General features: G+C 59.4%; 18 protein-coding genes and 1 pseudogene. 8 read left to right on the forward strand and 11 right to left on the reverse strand.

The features are described 5' to 3' along the window. Nucleotides 1–205 precede the first annotated feature (205 nt). Nucleotides 206–820 (forward strand): biliverdin-producing heme oxygenase, encoded by a 615-nt coding sequence (locus NTD84_RS01430; protein WP_262162973.1) that lies wholly within the window; start codon nt 206–208, stop codon nt 818–820. Next, entirely contained in the window at nt 817–3,063 is a 2,247-nt protein-coding gene (locus tag NTD84_RS01435) for an ATP-binding protein (protein ID WP_262162974.1), read from the forward strand. The genes NTD84_RS01430 and NTD84_RS01435 overlap by 4 nt, the downstream gene beginning before the upstream one ends. A 277-nt stretch (nt 3,064–3,340) precedes the next feature. On the opposite strand, the gene NTD84_RS01440 is transcribed toward NTD84_RS01435, so the two are convergent. From NTD84_RS01440 to NTD84_RS01470, 7 genes are all read right to left on the reverse strand, one after another. Continuing rightward, entirely contained in the window at nt 3,341–4,288 is a 948-nt protein-coding gene (locus tag NTD84_RS01440; protein WP_262162975.1) for a class A beta-lactamase-related serine hydrolase, read from the reverse strand. Then, on the reverse strand, nt 4,278–5,315 hold the full coding sequence (locus NTD84_RS01445; protein ID WP_262162976.1) for an ABC transporter ATP-binding protein: 1,038 nt from the start codon (nt 5,313–5,315) through the stop codon (nt 4,278–4,280). The genes NTD84_RS01440 and NTD84_RS01445 overlap by 11 nt, the downstream gene beginning before the upstream one ends. Continuing rightward, the gene (locus NTD84_RS01450; RefSeq protein WP_262162977.1) at nt 5,309–6,298 is read right to left on the reverse strand and encodes an ABC transporter ATP-binding protein; all 990 of its coding nucleotides are present in this window, start codon (nt 6,296–6,298) and stop codon (nt 5,309–5,311) included. Before NTD84_RS01450 ends, NTD84_RS01445 begins: the two co-directional genes overlap by 7 nt. Beyond that, nucleotides 6,295–7,134: an ABC transporter permease gene (locus NTD84_RS01455; protein WP_262162979.1), complete on the reverse strand. Its 840-nt coding sequence runs from the start codon at nt 7,132–7,134 to the stop codon at nt 6,295–6,297. Before NTD84_RS01455 ends, NTD84_RS01450 begins: the two co-directional genes overlap by 4 nt. Beyond that, complete coding sequence (locus NTD84_RS01460; RefSeq protein ID WP_262162981.1) at nt 7,131–8,072, reverse strand: ABC transporter permease; 942 nt, start codon at nt 8,070–8,072, stop codon at nt 7,131–7,133. Before NTD84_RS01460 ends, NTD84_RS01455 begins: the two co-directional genes overlap by 4 nt. Before the next feature lie 83 nt (nt 8,073–8,155). Then, nucleotides 8,156–9,691 carry an ABC transporter substrate-binding protein gene (locus tag NTD84_RS01465; RefSeq protein ID WP_262162982.1) on the reverse strand — a complete coding sequence of 512 codons (1,536 nt, stop codon included), beginning with the start codon at nt 9,689–9,691 and terminating at the stop codon, nt 8,156–8,158. Nucleotides 9,692–9,773: 82 nt separating this feature from the next. Beyond that, complete coding sequence (locus NTD84_RS01470) at nt 9,774–11,159, reverse strand: D-amino acid dehydrogenase (RefSeq protein WP_262163268.1); 1,386 nt, start codon at nt 11,157–11,159, stop codon at nt 9,774–9,776. 11 nt (nt 11,160–11,170) lie between these two features. On the opposite strand from NTD84_RS01470, the gene NTD84_RS01475 reads away from it, so the two are divergent. The 4 genes from NTD84_RS01475 to NTD84_RS01490 all read left to right on the forward strand — a co-directional run bounded on the left by NTD84_RS01475 (nt 11,171) and on the right by NTD84_RS01490 (nt 14,638). Continuing rightward, entirely contained in the window at nt 11,171–12,070 is a 900-nt protein-coding gene (locus NTD84_RS01475; protein WP_262162983.1) for a LysR family transcriptional regulator, read from the forward strand. Between the two features lie 91 nt (nt 12,071–12,161). Continuing rightward, complete coding sequence (locus tag NTD84_RS01480; protein ID WP_262162984.1) at nt 12,162–12,518, forward strand: RidA family protein; 357 nt, start codon at nt 12,162–12,164, stop codon at nt 12,516–12,518. A 291-nt stretch (nt 12,519–12,809) separates the two neighbouring features. Continuing rightward, a complete protein-coding gene (locus tag NTD84_RS01485; RefSeq protein ID WP_262163269.1) occupies nt 12,810–14,252 on the forward strand; it encodes an ATPase domain-containing protein in 1,443 nt (480 codons plus the stop codon). A gap of 23 nt (nt 14,253–14,275) precedes the next feature. After that, complete coding sequence (locus tag NTD84_RS01490; RefSeq protein ID WP_262162985.1) at nt 14,276–14,638, forward strand: response regulator; 363 nt, start codon at nt 14,276–14,278, stop codon at nt 14,636–14,638. A 44-nt stretch (nt 14,639–14,682) separates the two neighbouring features. Here NTD84_RS01490 and NTD84_RS01495 read toward each other — a convergent pair whose 3' ends face one another. Next, nucleotides 14,683–15,816, reverse strand: a complete 1,134-nt coding sequence (locus NTD84_RS01495) for an aminotransferase class V-fold PLP-dependent enzyme (protein ID WP_262162986.1) — start codon at nt 15,814–15,816, stop codon at nt 14,683–14,685. A 136-nt stretch (nt 15,817–15,952) separates the two neighbouring features. Between NTD84_RS01495 and NTD84_RS01500 the strand changes: the two are divergent. Next, nucleotides 15,953–16,261, forward strand: a pseudogene (locus NTD84_RS01500) (glycosyltransferase); the annotation flags it as partial. Nucleotides 16,262–16,455: 194 nt separating this feature from the next. Here NTD84_RS01500 and NTD84_RS01505 read toward each other — a convergent pair. Together NTD84_RS01505 and NTD84_RS01510 are read right to left on the reverse strand one after the other, a co-directional pair. Continuing rightward, a complete protein-coding gene (locus NTD84_RS01505; RefSeq protein ID WP_262162987.1) occupies nt 16,456–16,905 on the reverse strand; it encodes a MarR family winged helix-turn-helix transcriptional regulator in 450 nt (149 codons plus the stop codon). A gap of 62 nt (nt 16,906–16,967) precedes the next feature. Further along, the gene (locus tag NTD84_RS01510; protein WP_262162988.1) at nt 16,968–17,600 is read right to left on the reverse strand and encodes a TetR family transcriptional regulator; all 633 of its coding nucleotides are present in this window, start codon (nt 17,598–17,600) and stop codon (nt 16,968–16,970) included. A gap of 89 nt (nt 17,601–17,689) precedes the next feature. On the opposite strand from NTD84_RS01510, the gene NTD84_RS01515 reads away from it, so the two are divergent. Further along, entirely contained in the window at nt 17,690–19,951 is a 2,262-nt protein-coding gene (locus tag NTD84_RS01515) for a CocE/NonD family hydrolase (RefSeq protein ID WP_262162990.1), read from the forward strand. Between the two features lie 74 nt (nt 19,952–20,025). Here NTD84_RS01515 and NTD84_RS01520 read toward each other — a convergent pair whose 3' ends face one another. After that, the gene (locus NTD84_RS01520; RefSeq protein WP_262162991.1) at nt 20,026–20,736 is read right to left on the reverse strand and encodes a TetR family transcriptional regulator; all 711 of its coding nucleotides are present in this window, start codon (nt 20,734–20,736) and stop codon (nt 20,026–20,028) included. Nucleotides 20,737–20,792 lie beyond the last annotated feature (56 nt).

Here is a 20,792-nt window from a genome sequence, read left to right on the forward strand (position 1 = left end):
TCGCGACAAGACCTCAGCGAAAGACTGAAGCGGCTTTTCATGAGACCTGTCGAACTTTCCACTCCCGTAAAACTCAGATTCTCCTCCAGTGAAGAACCAGGCGGAAAACTGTCCGAACAGTCATGATTCCGGCCTGAAGTGCTAAATTGTCCTATGCAATGCCAATCCCTAATGGCCCCAGGCGGCCCCAGCAAGAGCGATTTACATGCTAGCAAAGGAACGACAGGTGTTTGTGCCACCCGTGCTTCAAGACCTGCGAGCTGGCACTGCCGAGCTGCATATCGCACTGGAAAAGCGCCTGCCTTTTTTCTCCGACACCCTTGATATCCGCGGCTTTGAAAAGCTGATGCAGGCCTACTACGGCTTCTATCAGCCACTGGAAAGCGCATTGCAGCGCAGCGACACATTCCCCGCCGATTTTGATCTGTCACCCCGTCTCAAATGCGAAACCCTACGCCGGGACCTGCACGCCATGGCCTCATCGGCCGACGTGCTGCAAAGCCTGCCAATCTGCCAGCAATTGCCAATGATCGACTCTTCTGCCGCGTGCCTGGGCGTGTTGTACGTGCTGGAAGGCGCGACCCTCGGCGGGCAGATTCTTCGACGGGAAATCGCGACTCGCCTGGATCTGCATGCCGACAACGGCGCGGCGTTCCTGGACGTTTATGGCGCGGCCACCGGACGGCGCTGGCGTGACTTCATCGACTACCTGGGCGTTCGCCCCATGGATGCCACCGAACGTGCAGCTGTTGTCACCGCAGCACAAACTACATTCAGCTGTTTCGAGCGTTGGCTCGAACGCCGAGAGGTACTGGTATGACTCCGCAAGATAAAGAAGCCTTCGAAGAACTGTTGGCCAACTGTGCCGACGAACCGATCCGCTTCCCTGGCGCGATTCAGCCGCACGGGTTGCTGGTGACCCTGAGCGAGCCGGCGCTGGAGATCATCCAGGTCAGCGCGAACGTCGAGACCTTGCTCGCCCGCGACCCGTTACGTCTCATCGGCAAGCCGCTGGCGGAGCTGATCGGCGCAGCGCCTGCCGAGGCCGTGCGTGAAATCCTCAATCACCCGCCCTTCTCCGACGCCCCGCCGCTGCTTTTGCAGCTCAACGGCACGTCGTTCGAAGGGTTGCTCCACCGCCATGAAGGCGTGTTGATCCTGGAACTGGAAATCCACGTCGAGAACTTCCAGCCCTTCAACGTCGCCGGCATCAACACCCATCTCGGGCGGATGCTCCAACGCCTGCAAGCGGCCACTTCCCTGCAGGCGCTGTACGACATCAGCGTGACGGAAATCCAGGCCATGACCGGTTACGACCGGGTGCTGATCTACCGCTTTGAAGAAGAAGGTCACGGGCAAGTCATCGCCGAAGCATCCAACCCAGCCATGGAAGTATTCAATGGCTTGTTCTTCCCGGCATCGGACATCCCGGAGCAGGCCCGCGAGCTGTATCGAACCAACTGGCTGCGGATCATCCCCAACGCCGATTACCAGCCAGTGCCATTGGTGCCGAAGCTACGCCCGGACACCGGGACGCCGCTGGACCTGAGTTTCGCCACGTTACGCAGCGTTTCGCCGATCCACTGCCAGTACATGAAAAACATGGGCGTGTTGTCGTCCATGAGCATCTCGCTGCTCAAGGGCGACAAACTGTGGGGGCTGATCAGCTGTGGCCACCGTCAGCCGCTGCACGTGCCCCACGAACTGCGCATCGCCTGCCAGACCATCGGCCAAGTGTTGTCGCTACAGATCAGCGCCATGGAAGCGCTGGAGATCAGCCGCCAGCGTGAAGAAAAAGTCGAGGCGCTTGCCTTGCTCAATCAGGCGATGATCGATTCGCCACAAAACGTGTTTGACGGTCTGGCCACCCAGCCCGAAGTGCTGATGGCGCTGACCCGTGCCGGTGGTATCGCCATCATCGAAGACAACCAGCTGCACCGCTTTGGCAATTGCCCTGAGCCCGAAGATATCCGCGCCCTGCACAAGTGGCTGCAGGACAACGGCGAGCCGGTGTTCGCCACGCATCAGCTGTCCACGGTGTATCCGCCTGCCGCACACTTTCAGCAAACAGCCAGCGGCGTGCTCGCCATGAGCCTGCCCAAACCGGTGGCCAACGGTGTGATGTGGTTTCGGCCAGAGGCGAAGGAAAACATCAATTGGAGCGGTGATCCGCGCAAGCCGCTCGACCTGGAAAACTCCGACGCCGGATTGCGCCTGCGACCGCGCACCTCGTTTGAAATCTGGAAAGTCGAGATGGCCGGGATCTCCACCAAGTGGAGCCACGGCGATGTGTTCGCGGCCAACGATCTGCGTCGCTCCGCACTGGAGAACGACCTCGCCCGCCAGGTGCGACGCGAGCAGGAAGCGGTACGCGCCCGAGATGAACTGGTGGCGGTGGTCTCCCACGATCTGCGCAACCCCATGACGGTCATCTCGATGCTCTGCGGCATGATGCAGAAGGCCTTCAGCTCCGACGGCCCCCACACCTCGCGGCGTATCTCCACGGCCATCGACACCATGCAGCAAGCGGCCGGCCGCATGAATACGCTGCTGGAAGACTTGCTCGACACTTCAAAAATCGATGCCGGACGCTACACTATCACCCCGCAAAAACTCGACGTCAGCCAGATGTTCGAAGAAGCGCAATCGCTGCTCGCGCCGCTGGCGATGGACAAAAACATCAGCATTTCCTTCGAGGCCGACCCCGATCTGCGCGTCCACGCCGACCCCGAACGGCTGTTCCAGGTCCTCTCGAACCTGGTCGGCAACGCCATTAAATTCACCCCCCGCCAAGGCGTCATCGACGTCCACGCCAAGTGTGTTGGCGATGACATCATCTTCACCGTGCGTGACAGCGGCGAAGGCATTCCCCAGGAGCAACTGCCTCATGTATTCGACCGCTACTGGACGGTGAAGGAAGGCAACCCGACCGGCACGGGTCTTGGTTTGTACATCACCCAAGGCATCGTCGAAGCCCACGGCGGACGGATTTTCGCCCAGAGCGAGCCGGGCCAAGGCGCAGAATTCTGCTTCACCGTGCCGGTGTTCAGCGAGGGCGCGTGAGTGAGGTTTTTGCCGGGCGGCGGCTGATGGGTGATCGCTAGGCTTTATGAGAGGCAGTGCCCTTCAATGCTGACAAAGAAGGGCCTGCACCGTTTTGTGTCTTGTCCTGTGACCGCTTCAGGCGGACAAAAAACTCTTCGCCACCCAACCTGTCAGCAGCAAAATTTCCAAGTGTTCAATTAATGAACAATCTATGACAAGCCATGTGCACTGGGCTTCCTGGACCGTTATCCACAGATATACACACCCATTCTGTGGATAGCTTTACCCTTTCAAATCACACCGCCCTCACCGCGTCATACGCCAGTCGAGCAATCGCAGGCAGCACCTGCGTGCCTTCGGACATCGCCTGCCCTTGGGTAAACACGGCCAGGGTGAACGCCTGGTAATGTCCCTCATGATCCAACGGCAGCTCTACGTAACCAAGGTCGTGGCGGCGATAGCTGGCCAGCGGGTCTCCCGTCCAGCCGGTCCAGCCGGCCTTGGAGTAAAGCGTGGCATCGCTGGGCAGGTTCGCACCGAAATAGCCGTTTATCTGCGCCGCAGGTTGCGCGGCGAATTCGGCGGTCAGCGGCCGATGGAAGCGTGCGGTCATGCGGCGGCAACGTTCGGGTGACGCAACCGTGCCGTTGAACAGTTCGAACATCAGCCGCGCCGCCGCATTGCTGCACAAGCGATTGTGGTTGTTGCCACCGAAGGTCACGAAGGCTTTTTCCCGGCCGTAACGCTCGTCGTCCATCAGCTTCTGGCACAGATTGATCTCCGCCAGCTCTGGCCACGCCAGAGACTGAAAATAGCGGTTAACCGCTTGCCGCCGATTGGCCCAGAGCGTGAATTCCTCGGCGGACAACAACGTGTCGCCGGTGGTCTGCGTGATCAGGTCAATGACGTAGTTGGTCGCGGTATTGCTCGACCAGATGATCATGTCGCGCATCGCTCGCTCAAGATCTTCATGGGGCTGCACCTGACCACTCGCCAGGCAGGCATCCATCGCCACCAGATAAAACGCCTTGACCACGCTGCACGGGTAGAACAATTGTTGCCCGCGATAGGCGAAACCTTCTGGCCGATGGGCTCGGCCCTCCTGGGTCAGGCGCTGCGGATGCAACAACAAGGTCACCCCCAGGCCGTCTGCGCTCAGCCCTGCCGAGCGGTAATCCTCGAGGGCTTTCTGGACAAGAGTGTCCCCCAGGTCCTGGCTGCGAGGGGTGGTGTCAAAGAACATGGCGAGACGTCTCCTGGTCAAAAGCGCTGAGCTGCGGTTGGTACGGATGTATGCACCGCACCCTGTGGTCGGACGGGTATTCATCAAGTGCCGGAATCGCCGCTCGGCACGCGGCCGTCACTCGCGGACAACGGCTGGAAAAGGCGCAGCCCGGTGGCGGATTGTGCGGGTCAGGCAACTCGCCCTCCAGGCTTGGCGTGAGGTTGCGCTGGTCCGGATCCGGTAACGGAATCGCCGATAGAAGCGCCCGGCTGTAGGGATGCATCGGCGTATCGAACAGGGTGTCGGCGTCGGCCAGTTCCATCATCTGCCCCAGGTACATCACACCGATGCGCTGACTGATGTGGCGCACCACGTTCAAGTCGTGGGCAATAAACAAAAACGCGACGCCCATGGTTTCCCGGATCTCTTCGAACAGATTGATGATCTGCGCCTGTACCGAGGCGTCCAAGGCCGACACCGGTTCATCCGCAACGATCAATTCCGGGCCCACCGCCAACGCGCGGGCGATGGAAATCCGTTGACGCTGGCCGCCGCTGAACGCGTGGGGCAAACGATCCTTGAGCCTGGGTGGCAAACCGACGGTGAGCAACAGCTCATCGATACGGTCATCACGCTCCGACTTGCTCGCCCCGATGCCGTGCACCTTGAGGGTTTCACCCAAGGTTTGGGCCAGCGTCATACGCGGATTCAACGACGAATAGGGATCCTGAAAAATCATCTGGATCTTGCGACTGATCGCGAAGCTGTTGCCCAACTCACTGATGGGCCGACCGCGCCAGAGTATTTCTCCGGCACTCGGTGGGTGCAGGCCCACCAGGCAGCGCCCGAGTGTGCTCTTGCCGCAACCGGACTCCCCGACCACACCCAGGGTTTCCCCGGCGGCGATGCTGAACGACACATCGCGAACCGCATGCAGTCCGCGCGCGGGAGCACCGGATAAAAGATCGATCAAGCCTCGGGGCTTATCAAAACGCTTGTGCAGATGCCGGACTTCCAGCAACGGCGGTTCACTGGACTTCACCATGGCAACTCCTCCTGACGGATGCAGGCACTCTGATGATCCGTACCGAATTCGCGCAACGCAGGCTCCTGTTGCGCGCACCGCTCAGTGGCAAATTCACAACGCGGACGAAAGCGACAACCTTGCTGCGGCTCGGCCAGGTTGGGCGGTGCGCCGGCGATCGGCTTGAGCTTGCTGCGCTGTCCGGCATGACTGGGCAGCGCGGCGAGCAGCGCGCGGGTGTAGGGATGCAGCGGGCGTTTGAACAGGGCACGGGTGCTGCCGATCTCGACGATCTTGCCGGCGTACATTACGGCTACCCGATCACAGGTTTGCGCCACGACACCTAGATCGTGGGTGACCAGCAACACCCCCATGCCGGTTTCATCGCGCAGGCGCAACAGCAGCTTGAGGATCTGGTCCTGGATGGTCACGTCCAGCGCGGTGGTGGGTTCATCGGCGATCAGCAAGCGCGGCCGACAGGCCAGGGCGATGGCGATCAACACCCGTTGACGCATGCCGCCACTGAACTCATGAGGCCAGGCTTGCAGACGCTGCTCTGCCGACGTCACACCGACCAGGCGCAACAACTCGATGCATTCCTGGCGCAGTTGCGCGCGACTCAACGTGCGATGTCGACGCAGACCTTCAGCGATCTGGTCGCCGATGCGCATGGTCGGGTTGAGGGCCGTCATCGGGTCCTGGAAAATCATCGCCAGCTTCTCGCCGCGCACCGCCATCATCTCGCGATTGCTCAGGCTGGCCAGGTCCTGGCCTTCGAGCAGAATCTGCCCGCCGGCGATCTCCACCGCGGCGCCACCAAACAGGCGAATCACCGAACGGCAGGTGGTGCTTTTGCCACAGCCGGACTCGCCTACCAGGCCGAATATCTCGCCTGGCTGAATATCGAAGCTGACCTGGTCAACCGCGGTAACCCGCTGCTGGAATCCGGGAAAGCAGGTGCGCAGTTCTTTGACTTGCAACAGAGGCGCTAGGGATGGGTTCATGCTTTTGGCCTCAGAAAATTATCCAGCCCGTCACCGAGCAACGCGAAACTGATGCCCACGTAGACAATGGCCAGCCCTGGAAACAAAGAGATCCACCAGCCATCGAGAATGAAGTTTCGCCCCTCGGAAATCATCACGCCCCACTCCGGGGTGGGCGGTTGAATGCCCAGGCCTAGAAAGCCCAGGGAGGTGACCGCGAGAATGGTCAGCACCACATCCGCCATCATGAACACGATGGCCGGGGTGATCACATTGGGCAGCACGTGCCGCAAGACAATGCGCAGATGGCTGTAGCCCAACACCTGGGCGGCTTGAACATATTCCGCACGCTTCACCAGCAGCACTTCGCCGCGCACGATGCGCGCAAAGGAAATCCACACCACCACCGTGAAAGCGATGTACATGTTGCCGACGCTTGGCCCCAGCGAGCCGACGATGGCAATCACCAGCACGTAGAACGGAAACGCCCAGAGGATATCGACCAGACGCATCAGCACCGTGTCGACCCAGCCGCCGAGGTAGCCAGACACCAGGCCAACGGTGGTGCCGATCAGGAACGGCAGAATCACACAGATGCTGGCGATCTGCAGGTCGATGCCAATGGCATGCACCACCCGCGAGAACACATCACGACCCAGGTCATCGGTGCCAAACCAGTGCTCGGCCCCCGGTGGCAGCAAGGCAATCGAGAAGTCCACTTCCAGCGGGTCGCTGTGCAATAACAGCGGCCCGAGGAAGCCCGTCAGCAGCAACAGCGCGAGCAGCATCAGCCCCGCTTGCAGCGAGTAATTGCGGGTTAAACGTTGCCAGGTTTCAGCACTGAGAAATCGACTCATGACAGTTTCACCCGTGGGTCGGCGATGACGTACGCCAGGTCCGTCAGCAGATTGATCAGGACGACCAGGACCGCGAAGGTGACGGTCAGGCCTTGCACCATCGGGTAGTCCCGGGCGCTGATGGACGACACCAGCAAATTACCCAGGCCCGGGATGGCGAACACCGATTCGATCACGACCGTGCCACCGATCACCCAACTGGTGTGCACGCCGAGTACCGAGATGGTCGACAGCAACGAATTGCGAAAGACATGGCGCAACAGCAAGGCGCTTTGTCCGATGCCTTTGGCGCGTGCGGTGTCGATGTATTCGGCGGACAGCACGCCAATGATCGAGCTGCGCATCGAACGGATGGTCAGCGCGGCAGTGCCGAGCGCGACGACAAAAGACGGCAGGAACAAGTGATGCAAACGGTCGAGAAAACCGTCGCCGTAACCCGACACGGGAAAAATCGGCCAGTAAATGCTGAAGGCCAGCACCAGCAGCACGCCGATCCAGAACGCCGGCATCGACATCGCCATCACGAACAGCACTTTGATCAAGTGATCGAAGAAACCGTTGCGGCGCAACGCGCTGAGAAATGCCAGCGGCACGGTCATCAGCAGCGCCAGCACGGTGCTGTAGCCGACCAGCGCCAGGGTCGCCCAGAGTCGTTCCCAGATCAGTGGACCGACCGCCGTCTTGTAAGCGATGGAATTGCCGAAACTGCCTTGCAGGCAATCCTTCAAGAAATTCAGGTACTGCAACCAGACCGGCCGGTCGAGCCCCAGTTGGGTCGTCAACCGGGCAATCTCTTCGGCGCTGCCACGGTTACCCAGGATAAGCGTTGCCGGGTCACCCGGCATGACCCGCAACAACAGAAACGCGATCAGCGTGATGCCCAGCAAGACGGGAATCAGCTGCAATAATCGCGAAAAGCAAAAACGTAATATCTGCACGTACGACCCCACATCAGTCGGCTACGGCCACGGTGGCCAGAAGCGCCACAAACGCCAGGTCATGGCGTTCGTGGCGGGTTCGTTTACTTGACGCTGACGTCTTCGAGGCGGTAGTTCGAGGTCGGCAGGACCTCGAAGCCTTCGACGTTCTTTCTGGCGGCGTAAGGTGCTTTCTGGTGGTAAAGGAAAATGAACGGCGCACCTTCATGGACCCGTGCTTCGATTTCCTTGAACTGCTTGCCACGCTCTTCGCCGTCGGGCGTGCTGCGCTCCAGTTCGTAAAGCTCGTTCACCCGGGCATCTTTCCAGCGGGTGTGCATGGCGTCAGCCCGTTCCGGATTGACCGAGGTGAAACCCACCAATTGGTCAGGGTCGAGGGTGTCGCTGGTGGTAAAGCTCAAGGCCATTTCGTAGTTGCCGGACTTGGTGGTGCTGAACTGCGAGCTGCTTTCGATCAACTGCAGTTCCACTTCGACACCGATTTTTTTCAGCGAGTTTTGAATCACGCTCGCCACCTGGCGATGGGTGGCGTCACCGGAAGCCACGAGCATTTTGGTTTTGAAACCGCCTGCCAGACCGGCTTCGGCGAGCAGTGCCTTGGCCTTCTCGGGATCGAACGGGTACGCGCTGATATCGGTGTTGTTATAGACCATGACCGGCAGCGGCGACGTCGCGACAGTGCCGTTGCCGCGCAGCACCCCTTTGATCAGCCCGGTCTTGTCGACAGCGTAGTTCAGTGCCTGGCGCACGCGTATGTCATCGAAAGGTTTGACCTGGGTGTTCAGCTGGATCAGCTCGGTGCGCAGGACGTTGGCGAGGCCGACGTTCAGGTTGGGGTCACGCTTGAGCTGCTCAATCTGGTTGAACGGCACACCGACAATGGCATCCAGTTCCCCCGCCTGCAAACGCAGGGCACGGGCGTTGTCATCGGCGACGATATTGATCACCGCGCTGTCCACCTTCGGCTTTTGCGGGTTCCAGTATTCGGGGTTCTTGTTCAGCGCCATCTTCTCGCCCCGGCGCCATTCACCGATCACGAATGGACCGCTGCCCACCGGTTTGTCGAAGAACGCATCACCCTGCGCCTCCACGGTTTTGCGCGGCAGAATCGACGCGCTCCACATCGCCAGATTGCTCAGCATCGGGGTGAAGGGTTTGTCCAGCGAAAGCATTACCGTGTGTTCATCGACAACCGTGAAGCGGGTGATCGGCCGGAAGAAACGTCCCCAGTCCGATGTTTCGCTGGCCGCGCGCTTGAGGGAAAACACCACGTCCTCGGGCGTCACCGGTTCACCGTTGGAGAACTTCGCAGTGGGGCGCAGATGGAAGGTGTAGTCCTTGCCGTCGGCCGAAATATCCCATTTCTCCGCCAGCCCGGGCTCCATGCTTTTACCGTCCGTACCCGTGCGTACCAATTGATCGAAGATCAGAAGCTCGGTCCAGATCGCCGGGTTGTCATTGGTATGGATAGGGTCGAGCGTCAGTGCATCGGCCGAGATACCCAATCGCAAGGTGGATGCCAGCGCACTGGCATCAGGGAGCAGCAGTGCACTCGCGCTGGCCAGTAACAACCCACAGGCCAATCGCGTTTTCCCACCGAACAAATCAATTTTTTTCATCGTTTCGCTCTCTGTTTTTATGATTAATCAGGGTCGTATTGCGCTGCACGTTACGGGCCACACGGGCCTTCGATTTGAAAAATCAACACACCTTGCTGGCCTGGAACGGTATCAGATTAATCGCCGGCTGCTCGCCGCAGACCAGCGACGCCAGCGCCCGAGCGCTGCCACACGCGAGGGTGAACCCCAACGCGCCGTGACCCACGTTGAGCCAGAGATTGCGCAAGCGTGTGACGTCGATAATCGGCTTGCTCAGTGCGGTGGCCGGGCGCAAACCCGCCCAGGGCCGAGCGTTCGAGAGGTCCAGATCGGGGAAGGTTTCACGCACCTGTTTTTTCAACAACTCGATGCGCAACGGATCGATGCGGTCATTACCAGTGCCCATATCGACCATCGCCGCCACCCGCAGGGATTGTCCCAGTGGCGCATAGACGACCTTGCGCGCACTGTCGGTGACGCTGATGCCGGGCACCCTGCGTACACTCTCTTCGGTCAGGGGGATGTCCAGGCTGTAACCCTTCAACGGGTACAGTGGCAGGTGAATCCCCAGATTCCTGAGCAACGGCCGGCTCGCGACGCCGGAGCAGATCACCACGCCATCCACCTGCAGCTCGCCCTGGGTGGTCGCCACCGCGGCGATACGCCGGCGTTCACGGCGCAATTCCACGACTTCGGTGTTGAACAGTGTCTCGACCTGCCCTGTCGCCATTAGCCGGTCGAGCAACCCTTGGGTAAACAGCCGGCAATCGCCGACCTCTTCACTCGGTGTGTGGATCGCCCCGGCCAGGGACGGCCCGATATGGGCCAGGGTGGGTTCCAGCGCCAGGCACTGCTCGCGGCTCAGGCCATGCTGTTGCGAGCCGAGCGCCGCCTGGAACGCCACCTGCTGCATGCCGGCCGCCAACGATCGGCTATCGCGGTACACGATCAGCTTGCCATTGCGCCGGTAGTTGAATTGCAGGGCATCGCCGACCATCAACTGGTGGACGAGCTCACGGCTGTAGTAGGACAGTTCGAGCAGCTCGGCGGTGGTTTTACGGCTGCGACCCAGGGTGCAGGCCCGCATGAAATTCAGGCACCAGCGCCATTGATGAAGGTCCAGGCGCGGGTGGAAACGCAACGGTGAATCGGCGTTCAGCAACCAATCGGGCAAGTTGCCCAGTACCCCTGGGCCGGCCAGTGGTGCGACGTAGCTGTAACTCAACTGTCCGCCATTGGCGTAACTCGCGCCCTGGGCGGCCGCCTCAAGACGATCGACCAGGGTGACCTTGAGTCCCTGACGGGCCAGATACCAGGCCGTAGTCACGCCCACAACGCCCGCACCGATCACACATACATGCATTGCCGCTATTCCTGACGTAGCCGGCTCGCTCACTACGAGTCCGTGGTGGCATTGTTGACAGCCGCAAATGGCACCGTCCAATATCCATAGCGACCGTATCCATAGCCTGGGGTTATGGGGCAACACTTGAGGCAAGCATGCGTCTACGTCACATTGAAGTGTTCCAGGCAATACGCCTCACCGGCTCGGTCAGTCGTGCCGCCGAGATTCTGCGCATCTCCCAGCCTGCGGCGAGCAAGACCTTGCAGCACATGGAAATGCAATTGGGGTTCAGTCTGTTCGAACGCGTGAAGGGTCGCCTGCAACTGACCCATGAAGCCGAACTGCTCGGGCCGGAAGTCGAGAAAGTATTTCGCGAGTTGGAAAACGTCAGGCGTCTGGCGCGTAACCTGCGCCAACACCCCGAAGGGCTGCTGCGCCTGGGCTGCGTACCGAGTCTGGGGCTCAGCCTGCTACCCCAGGCCATCGCACTCAGCCGCGCCCGGCAGCCGGGTGTGATGATCGATTTGCAGACCGGCCACACCGCCGGGTTGATCGCCAGCCTGCTGGCACGCGAGATCGACATCGCGATTGTCTTCAACCCCTCGCACCACCCCGGCATACGCAGTGTTTCTTTGGGCGAATCCGAGCTGGTCTGCCTCAGCACCGACCCCGATACCTCGCCCCTGACCCTGGATAACCTGACCACGCAAAGCCAGATCCGACTGCCCCAGGATGACCCGCTCGGCGGCTTGCTGCCGTCACTGCACGAGACTGAACTGCCGCACGCAGACAGCGCCATCAAAGTGCAGACCTACTACGTTGCGTGCGCCCTGGCACAGGCCGGGTGTGGTTACGCCATCGTCGATGCCCTGACGGCGCAGGCCATGTTGCGGCCGGGTTGCTTCATCCGTCCGGTACGCCCGCGAATCCCGTTCAAGCTGGCGGCGCTGGTGCATGAGTCCAACACCTTGTCGAAGCTCGACCACAACTTTATCGAGCTGTTGCAAACCCTCGGAAGCCGTCTGGACCTCCCGATGCACAGCAGCACTGAATAACCTCAGGTTATGGATGCTCCCCTACCACGCATTGGTCAGCGCGGGGGTAATCCTCTAGGGTGTCGGGTCCCTCTATCGTCAGGAAATTGCCATGCCGATCAAACGACTGAACGTTAATTCACGACTCAGCGGCGCTGTGGTCTTTGGTCCGCAAGTGTTCGTGTCCGGGCAAGTGCCCGACAACCGACAAGCTGATTGCGCGGACCAAACCGTCGAAGTGCTGGCGAAAATCGATGCGCTGCTGGCTGAAGCCAACAGCGACAACAGCCGACTGCTCAGTGCGCAAATCTGGCTGAAAGACATTGGTCGCGACTTCGCTGCCATGAACACAGCCTGGAGCGCCTGGTTGCCCGAGGGCTGCGCACCTGCGCGAGCCACGATCCAGGCTGACCTGGCCAGCCCCGATGTTCTGGTTGAAATCATGGTGACGGCCGCGGTCAGGGACTGAAGGCTGCTGATAGCGGCCGCGTTTCGGTGGTATCCGGGCGCTGTCGGCTAAAGACCATCGCGAGCATGCTCGCTCCTACAGGGTTCTGTGGTGTGCGACAGGGCCGGGTTCACGCAACACCTGTAGGAGCCAGCTTGCTGGCGATGCACGCAGGTGCGCCTTGCCTCACGAACAGGCTGCCAAATGGGGCCTCTCGGGAATTTCTTTATCTCGGAAACGCGGCTCCCAAGCAGAAATGGAGTAGCATCCCATTAGCTTGGTTAAACAGATGTTTTTTCGGATCAGGGTCGCATTGTGGAAAAGCTAAAACGCCTTCAAAGTGGAATAGAAGGGCTCGATGCTCTGCTCAAGGGCGGCCTCGTCGAGGGTGCTTCATACATAATCCAGGGACGCCCAGGGTCTGGAAAAACGATCCTCGCGAACCAGCTTGGTTTCCATCATGCGAAAAACGGAGGCCGGGTTCTGGTCGCCACACTGCTGGCCGAATCGCATGACCGCCTTTTTCAGTTCCTCTCCACGCTTAGTTTCTTCGACTCTTCCAAGGTGGGTGCCGAAATCCAATTTGTCAGTGCGTTTGACACGTTGGAAAACGAAGGCCTGGATGAGGTAGTAAAGCTGCTTCGACGCGAAATAAGCCGTCAGAAAGCCACGGTTATGGTGGTAGATGGCCTGCTTAATGCGCGCTCAAAGGCCGAATCACCCATCGACACCAAAAAATTCATCTCAGAGTTGCAAGGGCACGCCGCTTTCGCCGGTTGCACAGTGCTGTTTCTGACCAGCTCCCGTCTCGACGATGGCAGCCCCGAACACACCATGGTCGATGGCGTGATTGAAATGGGTGAAGAGCTCTATGGCACCCGCTCGGTACGCCGTATTCAACTGCGTAAAACGCGCGGCAGCGGGGCGATGACCGGCCTGCATGAGTGTGAAATTACCGATCAGGGACTAGTCGTTTACCCGCGAATCGAAAGTCTCTACAGCCACCCTACTTCCCCTGATAGCGCCGACATGACGCGCATTCCCAGCGGCATCGATTCGCTGGACACCATCTTGGGCGGTGGCCTGCACAGCTCCAGTGTATCGCTGGTCATGGGACCGTCGGGCATTGGCAAAACCACGCTTGGCCTTAAATTCCTGGCCGAATCGACAGTGGATGCTCCTGGCCTGCATTTCGGCTTTTATGAAAGCCCACAACGCTTGCGCCTCAAGGGCCTGTCACTGGGTATCGATATTCAAGGCATGGAAGTTAGCGGTGCGTTGAGTATTGCCTGGCAACCGACCACCGAGGGACTGCTCGATGCAGTCGGTGCACGACTGTTGAGCATTGTCGAGGAAAGAGGCATCAAGCGCTTATTCATCGATAGCCTGAGCGGCATGACTCGAGTCGCGACAAATCCGGCACGGGTGACCGACTTTTTGAGTGCACTGATGAACGAGCTGCGATCGAGGGGCGTTACCGTATTTGTGTCGTGGGAGATGCGCGATTTATTTGGCTCGGAGGTCAGCTCACCGAATTCGGACTTGTCCAGTATCGTCGACAACCTGATGTTGATGCGGTTCTTTGAAAATCACGCTGAACTAAGCAGGACGCTTTCGATTCTCAAAGTACGTGACAGCTCTTACGATCCTTCTCGTTTTGAGGTCGTCATCCGTGATCAAGATGTTTTTCTGAAAAAGCCGTCAAGGCATGAACCGCCAGTCGCCACTGAATCATCGCCTGGTACACATGCTTAAGCCTTCGAGCGGGTTGAATTGAAATGACCACCATCCTGGTCGTCGACGACGAGTATCTGATCGCTGACATTCTCAGCTTCGCGCTGGAGGACGAGGGGTTCATGGTCGTTAAGGCCAGCAACGGTCAAAAAGGTCTCGAGGTGCTGGACCGAGAGCGTCCAGCCTTGATCATTACTGATTTCATGATGCCGGTGATGGATGGCCAAGAGTTCGCCACAGCTGTCCGGGCCCTTCCATCAGCCAATCATTTACCGATCATTTTGATGAGCGGCGCTCAGGCGCACATAGGCATGCAAAGGCCGGATCTGTTTGACGCTGTGTTGGCGAAGCCATTCAACATCGATTTGATCATTGCCGAAATCAGGAAGCTCCTGTCTTCTGATTGATCAGAACATGACGTCTCGGCGACAAGCGTCATGTTCGTTAACGATCAGTGCCCCATCACTTCATCCAGTGCCTGCTCGAGGGTGCTGACCGTGCGCTCGATATTCTGCAGCTTTTCGAGCCCGAACAAACCGATGCGGAAGGTCTGGAAGTCGGCCGGTTCGTCGCATTGCAACGGCACCCCGGCGGCGATCTGCAGGCCGTGACTGGCAAATTTCTTGCCGCTCTTGATATCGGCATCATCGGTGTAGCTCACCACGACGCCAGGGGCCTGGAAGCCGGCTGCGGCCACGCTTTTGATGCCTTTGCCGGTCAACATCGCCCGCACCCGATCGCCCAGGGTCTGTTGTTCGTCGCGAACCTTGTCAAAACCGTAGGCTTGCGTTTCTTTCATCACTTCGTTGAATCGCGCGAGGGCATCACTCGGCATGGTCGCATGGTAGGCATGTCCGCCCTGCTCGTAAGCCTGCATGATCTGCAGCCACTTTTTCAGGTCGCAGGCGAAGCTGCTGCTTTGCGTCTGTTCGATGCGCTCGAGGGCCAAAGCGCTGAGCATCACCAGGGCGCAGCAAGGCGAGGCGCTCCAGCCTTTCTGCGGTGCGCTGATCAGCAGGTCGACTGCGCATTGCTGCATATCGACCCAAATCGTGCCGGAGGCGATGCAGTCCAGTACGAACAGGCCACCCACCGCGTGCACCGCGTCGCCGACGGCCCGCAGGTAGTCGTCGGGCAGGATAATCCCTGATGAGGTTTCAACGTGGGGGGCAAAGACTATCTGCGGCTTCTGCGCCTGAATGGCTGCCAGCACTTCGTCCAGAGGCGGCGGCGCGTAGGCCGCCTGGCGACCCGTATCGACCGGTCGGGCTTTGAGCACCGTGGTGGCCGCCGGGATGTTGCCCATCTCGAGGATCTGGCTCCAGCGATAACTGAACCAGCCGTTGCGTATCACCAGGCATTGCTGGTCGGTGGCGAACTGTCGCGCCACCGCTTCCATGCCGAATGTGCCGCTGCCTGGAACCACCGCCACCGCCTGAGCGTTGTAGACGTGTTTCAGGGTTTGGGAGATGTTCTTCATCACCCCTTGAAATGACTGCGACATGTGGTTGAGTGAGCGGTCGGTGTAGACCACTGAATACTCGACCAGCCCCTCGGGATCGATACTGGGATAGAGCTTTGACATGGGGTGACTCCTTTGACAGAGATCTTGGTGGTATCGACCCTGCCCTAAGCCCTGGCAAATGACAAGCTGCTCAATGATCTCGCGCGGCGGACAAAGCCATAAACGCGGGGCTCACGGAGCTTTGCCAGCATTGTCAGCGCTACGTGTTCAGGCAAGAGCGCCCAAAGCGTATCGAGAGGTTCACCTGAAAAGCTTTTGCACGCTTTGGAATGCGGCACTCATCAAACGACACGGGTTTCACTTTCAAATGGACAGACGCAATCCTGGGTATGAACTGCAGGATCGAATGACTGCCCGAGGCTACCAGGTGCGCTTTATCTCACCGCGAAAGATGTTCCGTTACCTCGATCACATTCAAAGCGGCACCGTATCGGCAATGGGCGGTTATGCGCGCAATCACCGCAGGGTTCGGATGTATGAACAAATGACCAGGGGGAAACCCTGAGGGGGTAGACCCGCATGCAGGATTGCACGTGCGTTCTTAGTCATAACGATTACGTCGACATTTACCCATCAAGTTCCCGCATCGGGTGACGATTAAAGTCGCGCTGCCTGCAGACGCCGCAACGAAGCCTGGACCGGTGGTTGCGGCGTGCATACCTTTGCGGTAGACGATCAACAACAGCCCACCGAATTACCCTAAGGCATACGTGACTCTTCAGTGCCGACCACTTTTTCCAGAAGACTCTCCAGGCTACGCAGTTCCTCCGTCGTGAGGCATTCCGTGAATTCATTCATCGCGGCAGCCTCCATCGGCGGAAACATTGATCTCAATGTTTCGCCTTTGTCGGTCAGCATCAGACGCATCTGGCGTCGATCTTGACCGTCCTGGCTACGGACGATCAGGCCTTTGCGTTCAAGGCGATCCAGCATTCGCGTCATCGAAGCGCTGTGAATGGACAGGTGTCGACACAACGCGACCGCCGTGTCATCGCCGCGACAAATAATCCGCAGCACTTTGAGTTGTGCCGCGGTTATGCCAAGGGGCAGCAGGTGCCGATCCAGCAGCCGATCTTTCAACGCGGCAGTCTGCCCAAGCAATACTCCGAGGTGAACGGTCTTGAAACTGGCGGCAGAAAAGTTGGCCATGTGTTCCCCTCCTCCAATGCGTGGGCAGATCGTTGTGTAGCTTCGTGCCGCAACGAAATCAATCAGTTATCGGGCACCAGCACCTTTTGAATGGCCGGACCGATGATCCTCACCAGCTCTTCATGTTCTGCGGCAACCATCATCGGCACGCCAATGATGCGGCGACTGACCACCATGCCGACCAGCAAGGAAGCCGCGAGGCCGGATCGCAGCTTCGCTTCAGGTTCGAGATGCTCGTGAGTTCCACCCAGCAATCGCGATTGAATGAAGGCGCGTAACTGATCGCGGGCCTGGTCGTTGACGAACGCGCCACGCAGCGTGGCCATCAACGGTTCCGACTCTTCCGGGATGCCCTCCCATGCGGTGAGAAACGCACGCACTACTCGCTCGCCCAAGTGTTCGTCCGGCCCTTCATAGAGCGCGTCGAAACGCTCCAGAGCAGAGGCAGGGATCGCCATCACCGCAGCAAAGAGTTCGTCCTTGGAGCGGAAAAACTGCATGACTTGAGCCACATCGACTCCCGCGTCAGCCGCAACCAGACGCATAGTCGTGCCGGCAAAACCATCGCTGGCAAAACGCGCACGCGCTGCTTCGAGCACCAGATGCCGCGTGCTATTGGGCCCCGGTCGACGCCCACGACGCGGCGCAGGGGTGGTTTCTTTCTTCATAGTCATATCCAAATTATTACGAAACATCGTCCATATCAACGACTGTTGAATTAATTTCCTGATCGCCGTACCTTACTGGAATCGATCCCATAATCAAGAACAATAAGGAATCCAGCATGAGTCTGTCTCCTGCACCTGCACTGAGCCCCGTATTGACAGGTATTTTTGCCGGCCCGATCGCCGGACTCAAATACCAGACCCCTACGCTCTCCGGCGTGACCTCCGCCAATGGCGAATTCCACTACCGCGCCGGCGAAGCCATCAGCTTTCGGGTCGGCGGGATCGTGTTGGGCGCCCTACAGGCCGCGCCGCGCCTCAACCTGGCGCAACTGGCCAATCGTGTCGACGGCAAGATCGACAAGCTACTCGATCCGTCGGTCACCAACCTCGCCCGCTTCGTCCATACCCTGGATCAGCAAGGCAACATCGAGTCAGGCGTCAATATTGCGCCCGTGGTGCACGAGCTGATTGGCACAACACCCATCAATTTCAGCCCTCCCGTGATGCCGATGGGCCAAGGTGGCGTCGTCGACTTCGCCAATGATCCGACTTTGCTGCTGATCCTCGAAACGCTGAACGCCACGCCCGGTGTTTTCACCGACAAGATGCCACGCACGCTGTGCGATGCCGCCACCAGTCGTAACGAATTGCGCCGCAATATTCGCGGCATCATCAAAATGACTGATGTGCGTATTCCATTGCGCGACGGCTCTTACGTTTGTGCCGACGTTTTCCGCCCGGCGGATCCGGGCCAATACCCGATCGTCATGAGCAAGGGCTTTTACGGCAAGAGCTTTTATCACGACTGCATTTGCAACGAGGCCGACGTCCTGCGCAAGGAGCAAATGGAGGATCGTTATTTCTCCGGCAATCCGGATGGCGCCCAATACGAAAACCACGAGACCGTCGACACGTCGGTCTGGGTGCCGGAAGGCTACGTGTGCATCCGCGTTGACGCGCGTGGCGTGTGCAAAAGCCCGGGCCTGCAAGCGCCCTTCAGCGTTCAGGAAGCCGAGGATTATTACGACGCCATCGAATGGGCAGGCACTCAGCCTTGGTCCAATGGCAACGTCGGTTTGTGGGGAATGTCTTACCTGGCCATGGCGCAACACAGCGTGGCCAGCCTGCAGCCTTCGCACCTCAAGGCGATGATCGCGCAAGGCACCGATGCCGACATTTACAACGAGGCCTTGTACGGCGGCGGCATTTTCGGTTCCGGTTTCTGGAACTGGTGGTGGAAGATCTGGTCGGGCAACAACCACTGTGGCGAGCGCCCGGAAACCGACTGGATGGCCCGCGTGCTGGCGACACCGTTCAACGACATCAACGCCTATGGCCCGCGCGGCAGCATCTTCATGCGTCCGGACATGAGCAAAGCCACGGCGCCGGTCTGGATCGTCGGCCCGCAAGTTGGCGCGATCATCCACCAACTCGGCAGCAGCGAAACCTACATCCGCTCCACCGCGGCCAAAGCGAGAAAATTCGATTTCGCCGATGCCTGGTTCCCGGACTCCTACAGCAACAAATCGATCGCCGAACACATGCGTTACTTCGATTACTGGCTCAAGGGCATCGACAACGGCGTGATGGAAGAAGCGCCGGTACGGGTTCAGGTGCGAACCGGCAACGGTGCCCACTTCGTTCTGCATGAACACGAATGGCCGATTGCGCGAACCGAATACCGCCGCTGGTACCTGGATGCACGTCCTTCAAACTGGCAGAACGATAGTCGTCGTGCCAACGTGCTACGCATCACCGAATCGGTGCCAACAGAGCAAAGCCGCGCCGAGTACGACGCGCACCTCGATCTGGGCACGCCAACCCTCGCGCCGGCAGGCTCCAGTGACGGCACGCCACGCTGGTCGACCGGCATCTCGTTCGTCAGCGAGCCGATGAGCGAAGACATGACGCTCGCCGGCTACATGAAGGTCGGTCTGTGGGTGGAGTCCACCAGCGAAGACATGGATGTATTTGTCTCGCTGCGCATTCTCGATGAGCAAGACCGGGAGATTCGCTACGAATCCGTGGTGCTGCCGGTGGATCCGGTGCACATCCACCCGGTAGGGCATGGCTTGTTGAAAGTGTCCCGCCGTGCGCTGGACGCCGAACGCACTACCGAATATTGGCCGGTGCACACCCACCTGGAGAAGGACTGCGCGCCGCTGCAGCGAGGAGACATCGTGCCGGTCGAAATCGGCCTCAACCCGAGCACCGCGAGGATCCGCAAAGGCTGCCGTCTGCTGGTGGATATCCAGCCCTATGCGCCGGCCGGCGTACCGGTTCGTGCGTATGACAAGAGCTATCACGTCGATGCTGTGAACCGCATTTACACCGGGCCGGAGTACCCGAGTTTCCTGCAACTGCCGATCGTTCCCTGACCGATCAAGCGTTTTAGCCTTGAACGGAACCATGGTGTTCACCTGACGTAATGAGGTGAACACCATGCCCCCAATCAGTCAGTGGCGGTTGCACACTTTGGCGGTGGCAGCAGCGTGTGCTGAATCGCCGGGGCAACCACCGCCACTAACGTTTCCCGATCGGTTGCGGCAAGAATCGGCACGCCGATGATTTGCCGCCCGGTCACAATCCCCACGAGCATGGACAACGCAAGGCCTGCGCGCAGGCGAGCGTCTTGCCCAAGCGATTCACCTGCGCCTGCGATCAACCGCGACTCAATGTAGTCGCGCAGTTGCAGACGTGCCTGCTCGTTGACCATCGCATTTCTGAGCATCGCCATCAGCGGCTCCGACTCCTCTGGCGCGCCCTCCCACGCCTGTAGGAACGCGCGAACCACGCGCTCTCCGAGGTGCTCGTCGGTGCCGGTGAAAACCGCGCTGAGCTTCTCCAGAGCCGATTCCGGGATATTCATTACCGCCGCAAACAGCTCGTCTTTAGAGCGGAAAAACTGCATGACCATGGATACGTCAACGCCGGCATCGGCGGCGACGCGGCGTATCGTGGTCGCACCGAAACCGTCGGTGGCGAAACGCGCACGTGCGGCTTCAAGCACCGTTTGACGACTGTTGCCCGAGCCCGGCCGCCGCCCCGTTTTGATTTCTCGGGCATCCGCTGTGGTGGGTTCTGCTGTGGTTTTCATGGCGCCGGTATTCCCTGTGCGTAGACATTTTTCTTTGTTCAGTGTGTCGAGATACATGCTATACATAAAAACTCAACACGTGTTGAGTTAATCAGAAATCAGGCCTACACTCGCGCCGCTGC

It is taken from the genome of Pseudomonas sp. 14P_8.1_Bac3 (assembly GCF_025466085.1).
Taxonomy (GTDB): domain Bacteria; phylum Pseudomonadota; class Gammaproteobacteria; order Pseudomonadales; family Pseudomonadaceae; genus Aquipseudomonas.

Excerpts from the sequence above, each read along its gene's own strand:
- NTD84_RS01430 (WP_262162973.1), top strand. The coding sequence starts at position 206 with ATGCTAGCAAAGGAACGACAGGTGTTTGTGCCACCCGTGCTTCAAGAC.
- NTD84_RS01435 (WP_262162974.1), top strand. The coding sequence starts at position 817 with ATGACTCCGCAAGATAAAGAAGCCTTCGAAGAACTGTTGGCCAACTGT.
- NTD84_RS01440 (WP_262162975.1), bottom strand. The coding sequence starts at position 4,288 with ATGTTCTTTGACACCACCCCTCGCAGCCAGGACCTGGGGGACACTCTT.
- NTD84_RS01445 (WP_262162976.1), bottom strand. The coding sequence starts at position 5,315 with ATGGTGAAGTCCAGTGAACCGCCGTTGCTGGAAGTCCGGCATCTGCAC.
- NTD84_RS01450 (WP_262162977.1), bottom strand. The coding sequence starts at position 6,298 with ATGAACCCATCCCTAGCGCCTCTGTTGCAAGTCAAAGAACTGCGCACC.
- NTD84_RS01455 (WP_262162979.1), bottom strand. The coding sequence starts at position 7,134 with ATGAGTCGATTTCTCAGTGCTGAAACCTGGCAACGTTTAACCCGCAAT.
- NTD84_RS01465 (WP_262162982.1), bottom strand. The coding sequence starts at position 9,691 with ATGAAAAAAATTGATTTGTTCGGTGGGAAAACGCGATTGGCCTGTGGG.
- NTD84_RS01475 (WP_262162983.1), top strand. The coding sequence starts at position 11,171 with ATGCGTCTACGTCACATTGAAGTGTTCCAGGCAATACGCCTCACCGGC.
- NTD84_RS01480 (WP_262162984.1), top strand. The coding sequence starts at position 12,162 with ATGCCGATCAAACGACTGAACGTTAATTCACGACTCAGCGGCGCTGTG.
- NTD84_RS01490 (WP_262162985.1), top strand. The coding sequence starts at position 14,276 with ATGACCACCATCCTGGTCGTCGACGACGAGTATCTGATCGCTGACATT.
- NTD84_RS01495 (WP_262162986.1), bottom strand. The coding sequence starts at position 15,816 with ATGTCAAAGCTCTATCCCAGTATCGATCCCGAGGGGCTGGTCGAGTAT.
- NTD84_RS01505 (WP_262162987.1), bottom strand. The coding sequence starts at position 16,905 with ATGGCCAACTTTTCTGCCGCCAGTTTCAAGACCGTTCACCTCGGAGTA.
- NTD84_RS01510 (WP_262162988.1), bottom strand. The coding sequence starts at position 17,600 with ATGTTTCGTAATAATTTGGATATGACTATGAAGAAAGAAACCACCCCT.
- NTD84_RS01515 (WP_262162990.1), top strand. The coding sequence starts at position 17,690 with ATGAGTCTGTCTCCTGCACCTGCACTGAGCCCCGTATTGACAGGTATT.
- NTD84_RS01520 (WP_262162991.1), bottom strand. The coding sequence starts at position 20,736 with ATGTATAGCATGTATCTCGACACACTGAACAAAGAAAAATGTCTACGC.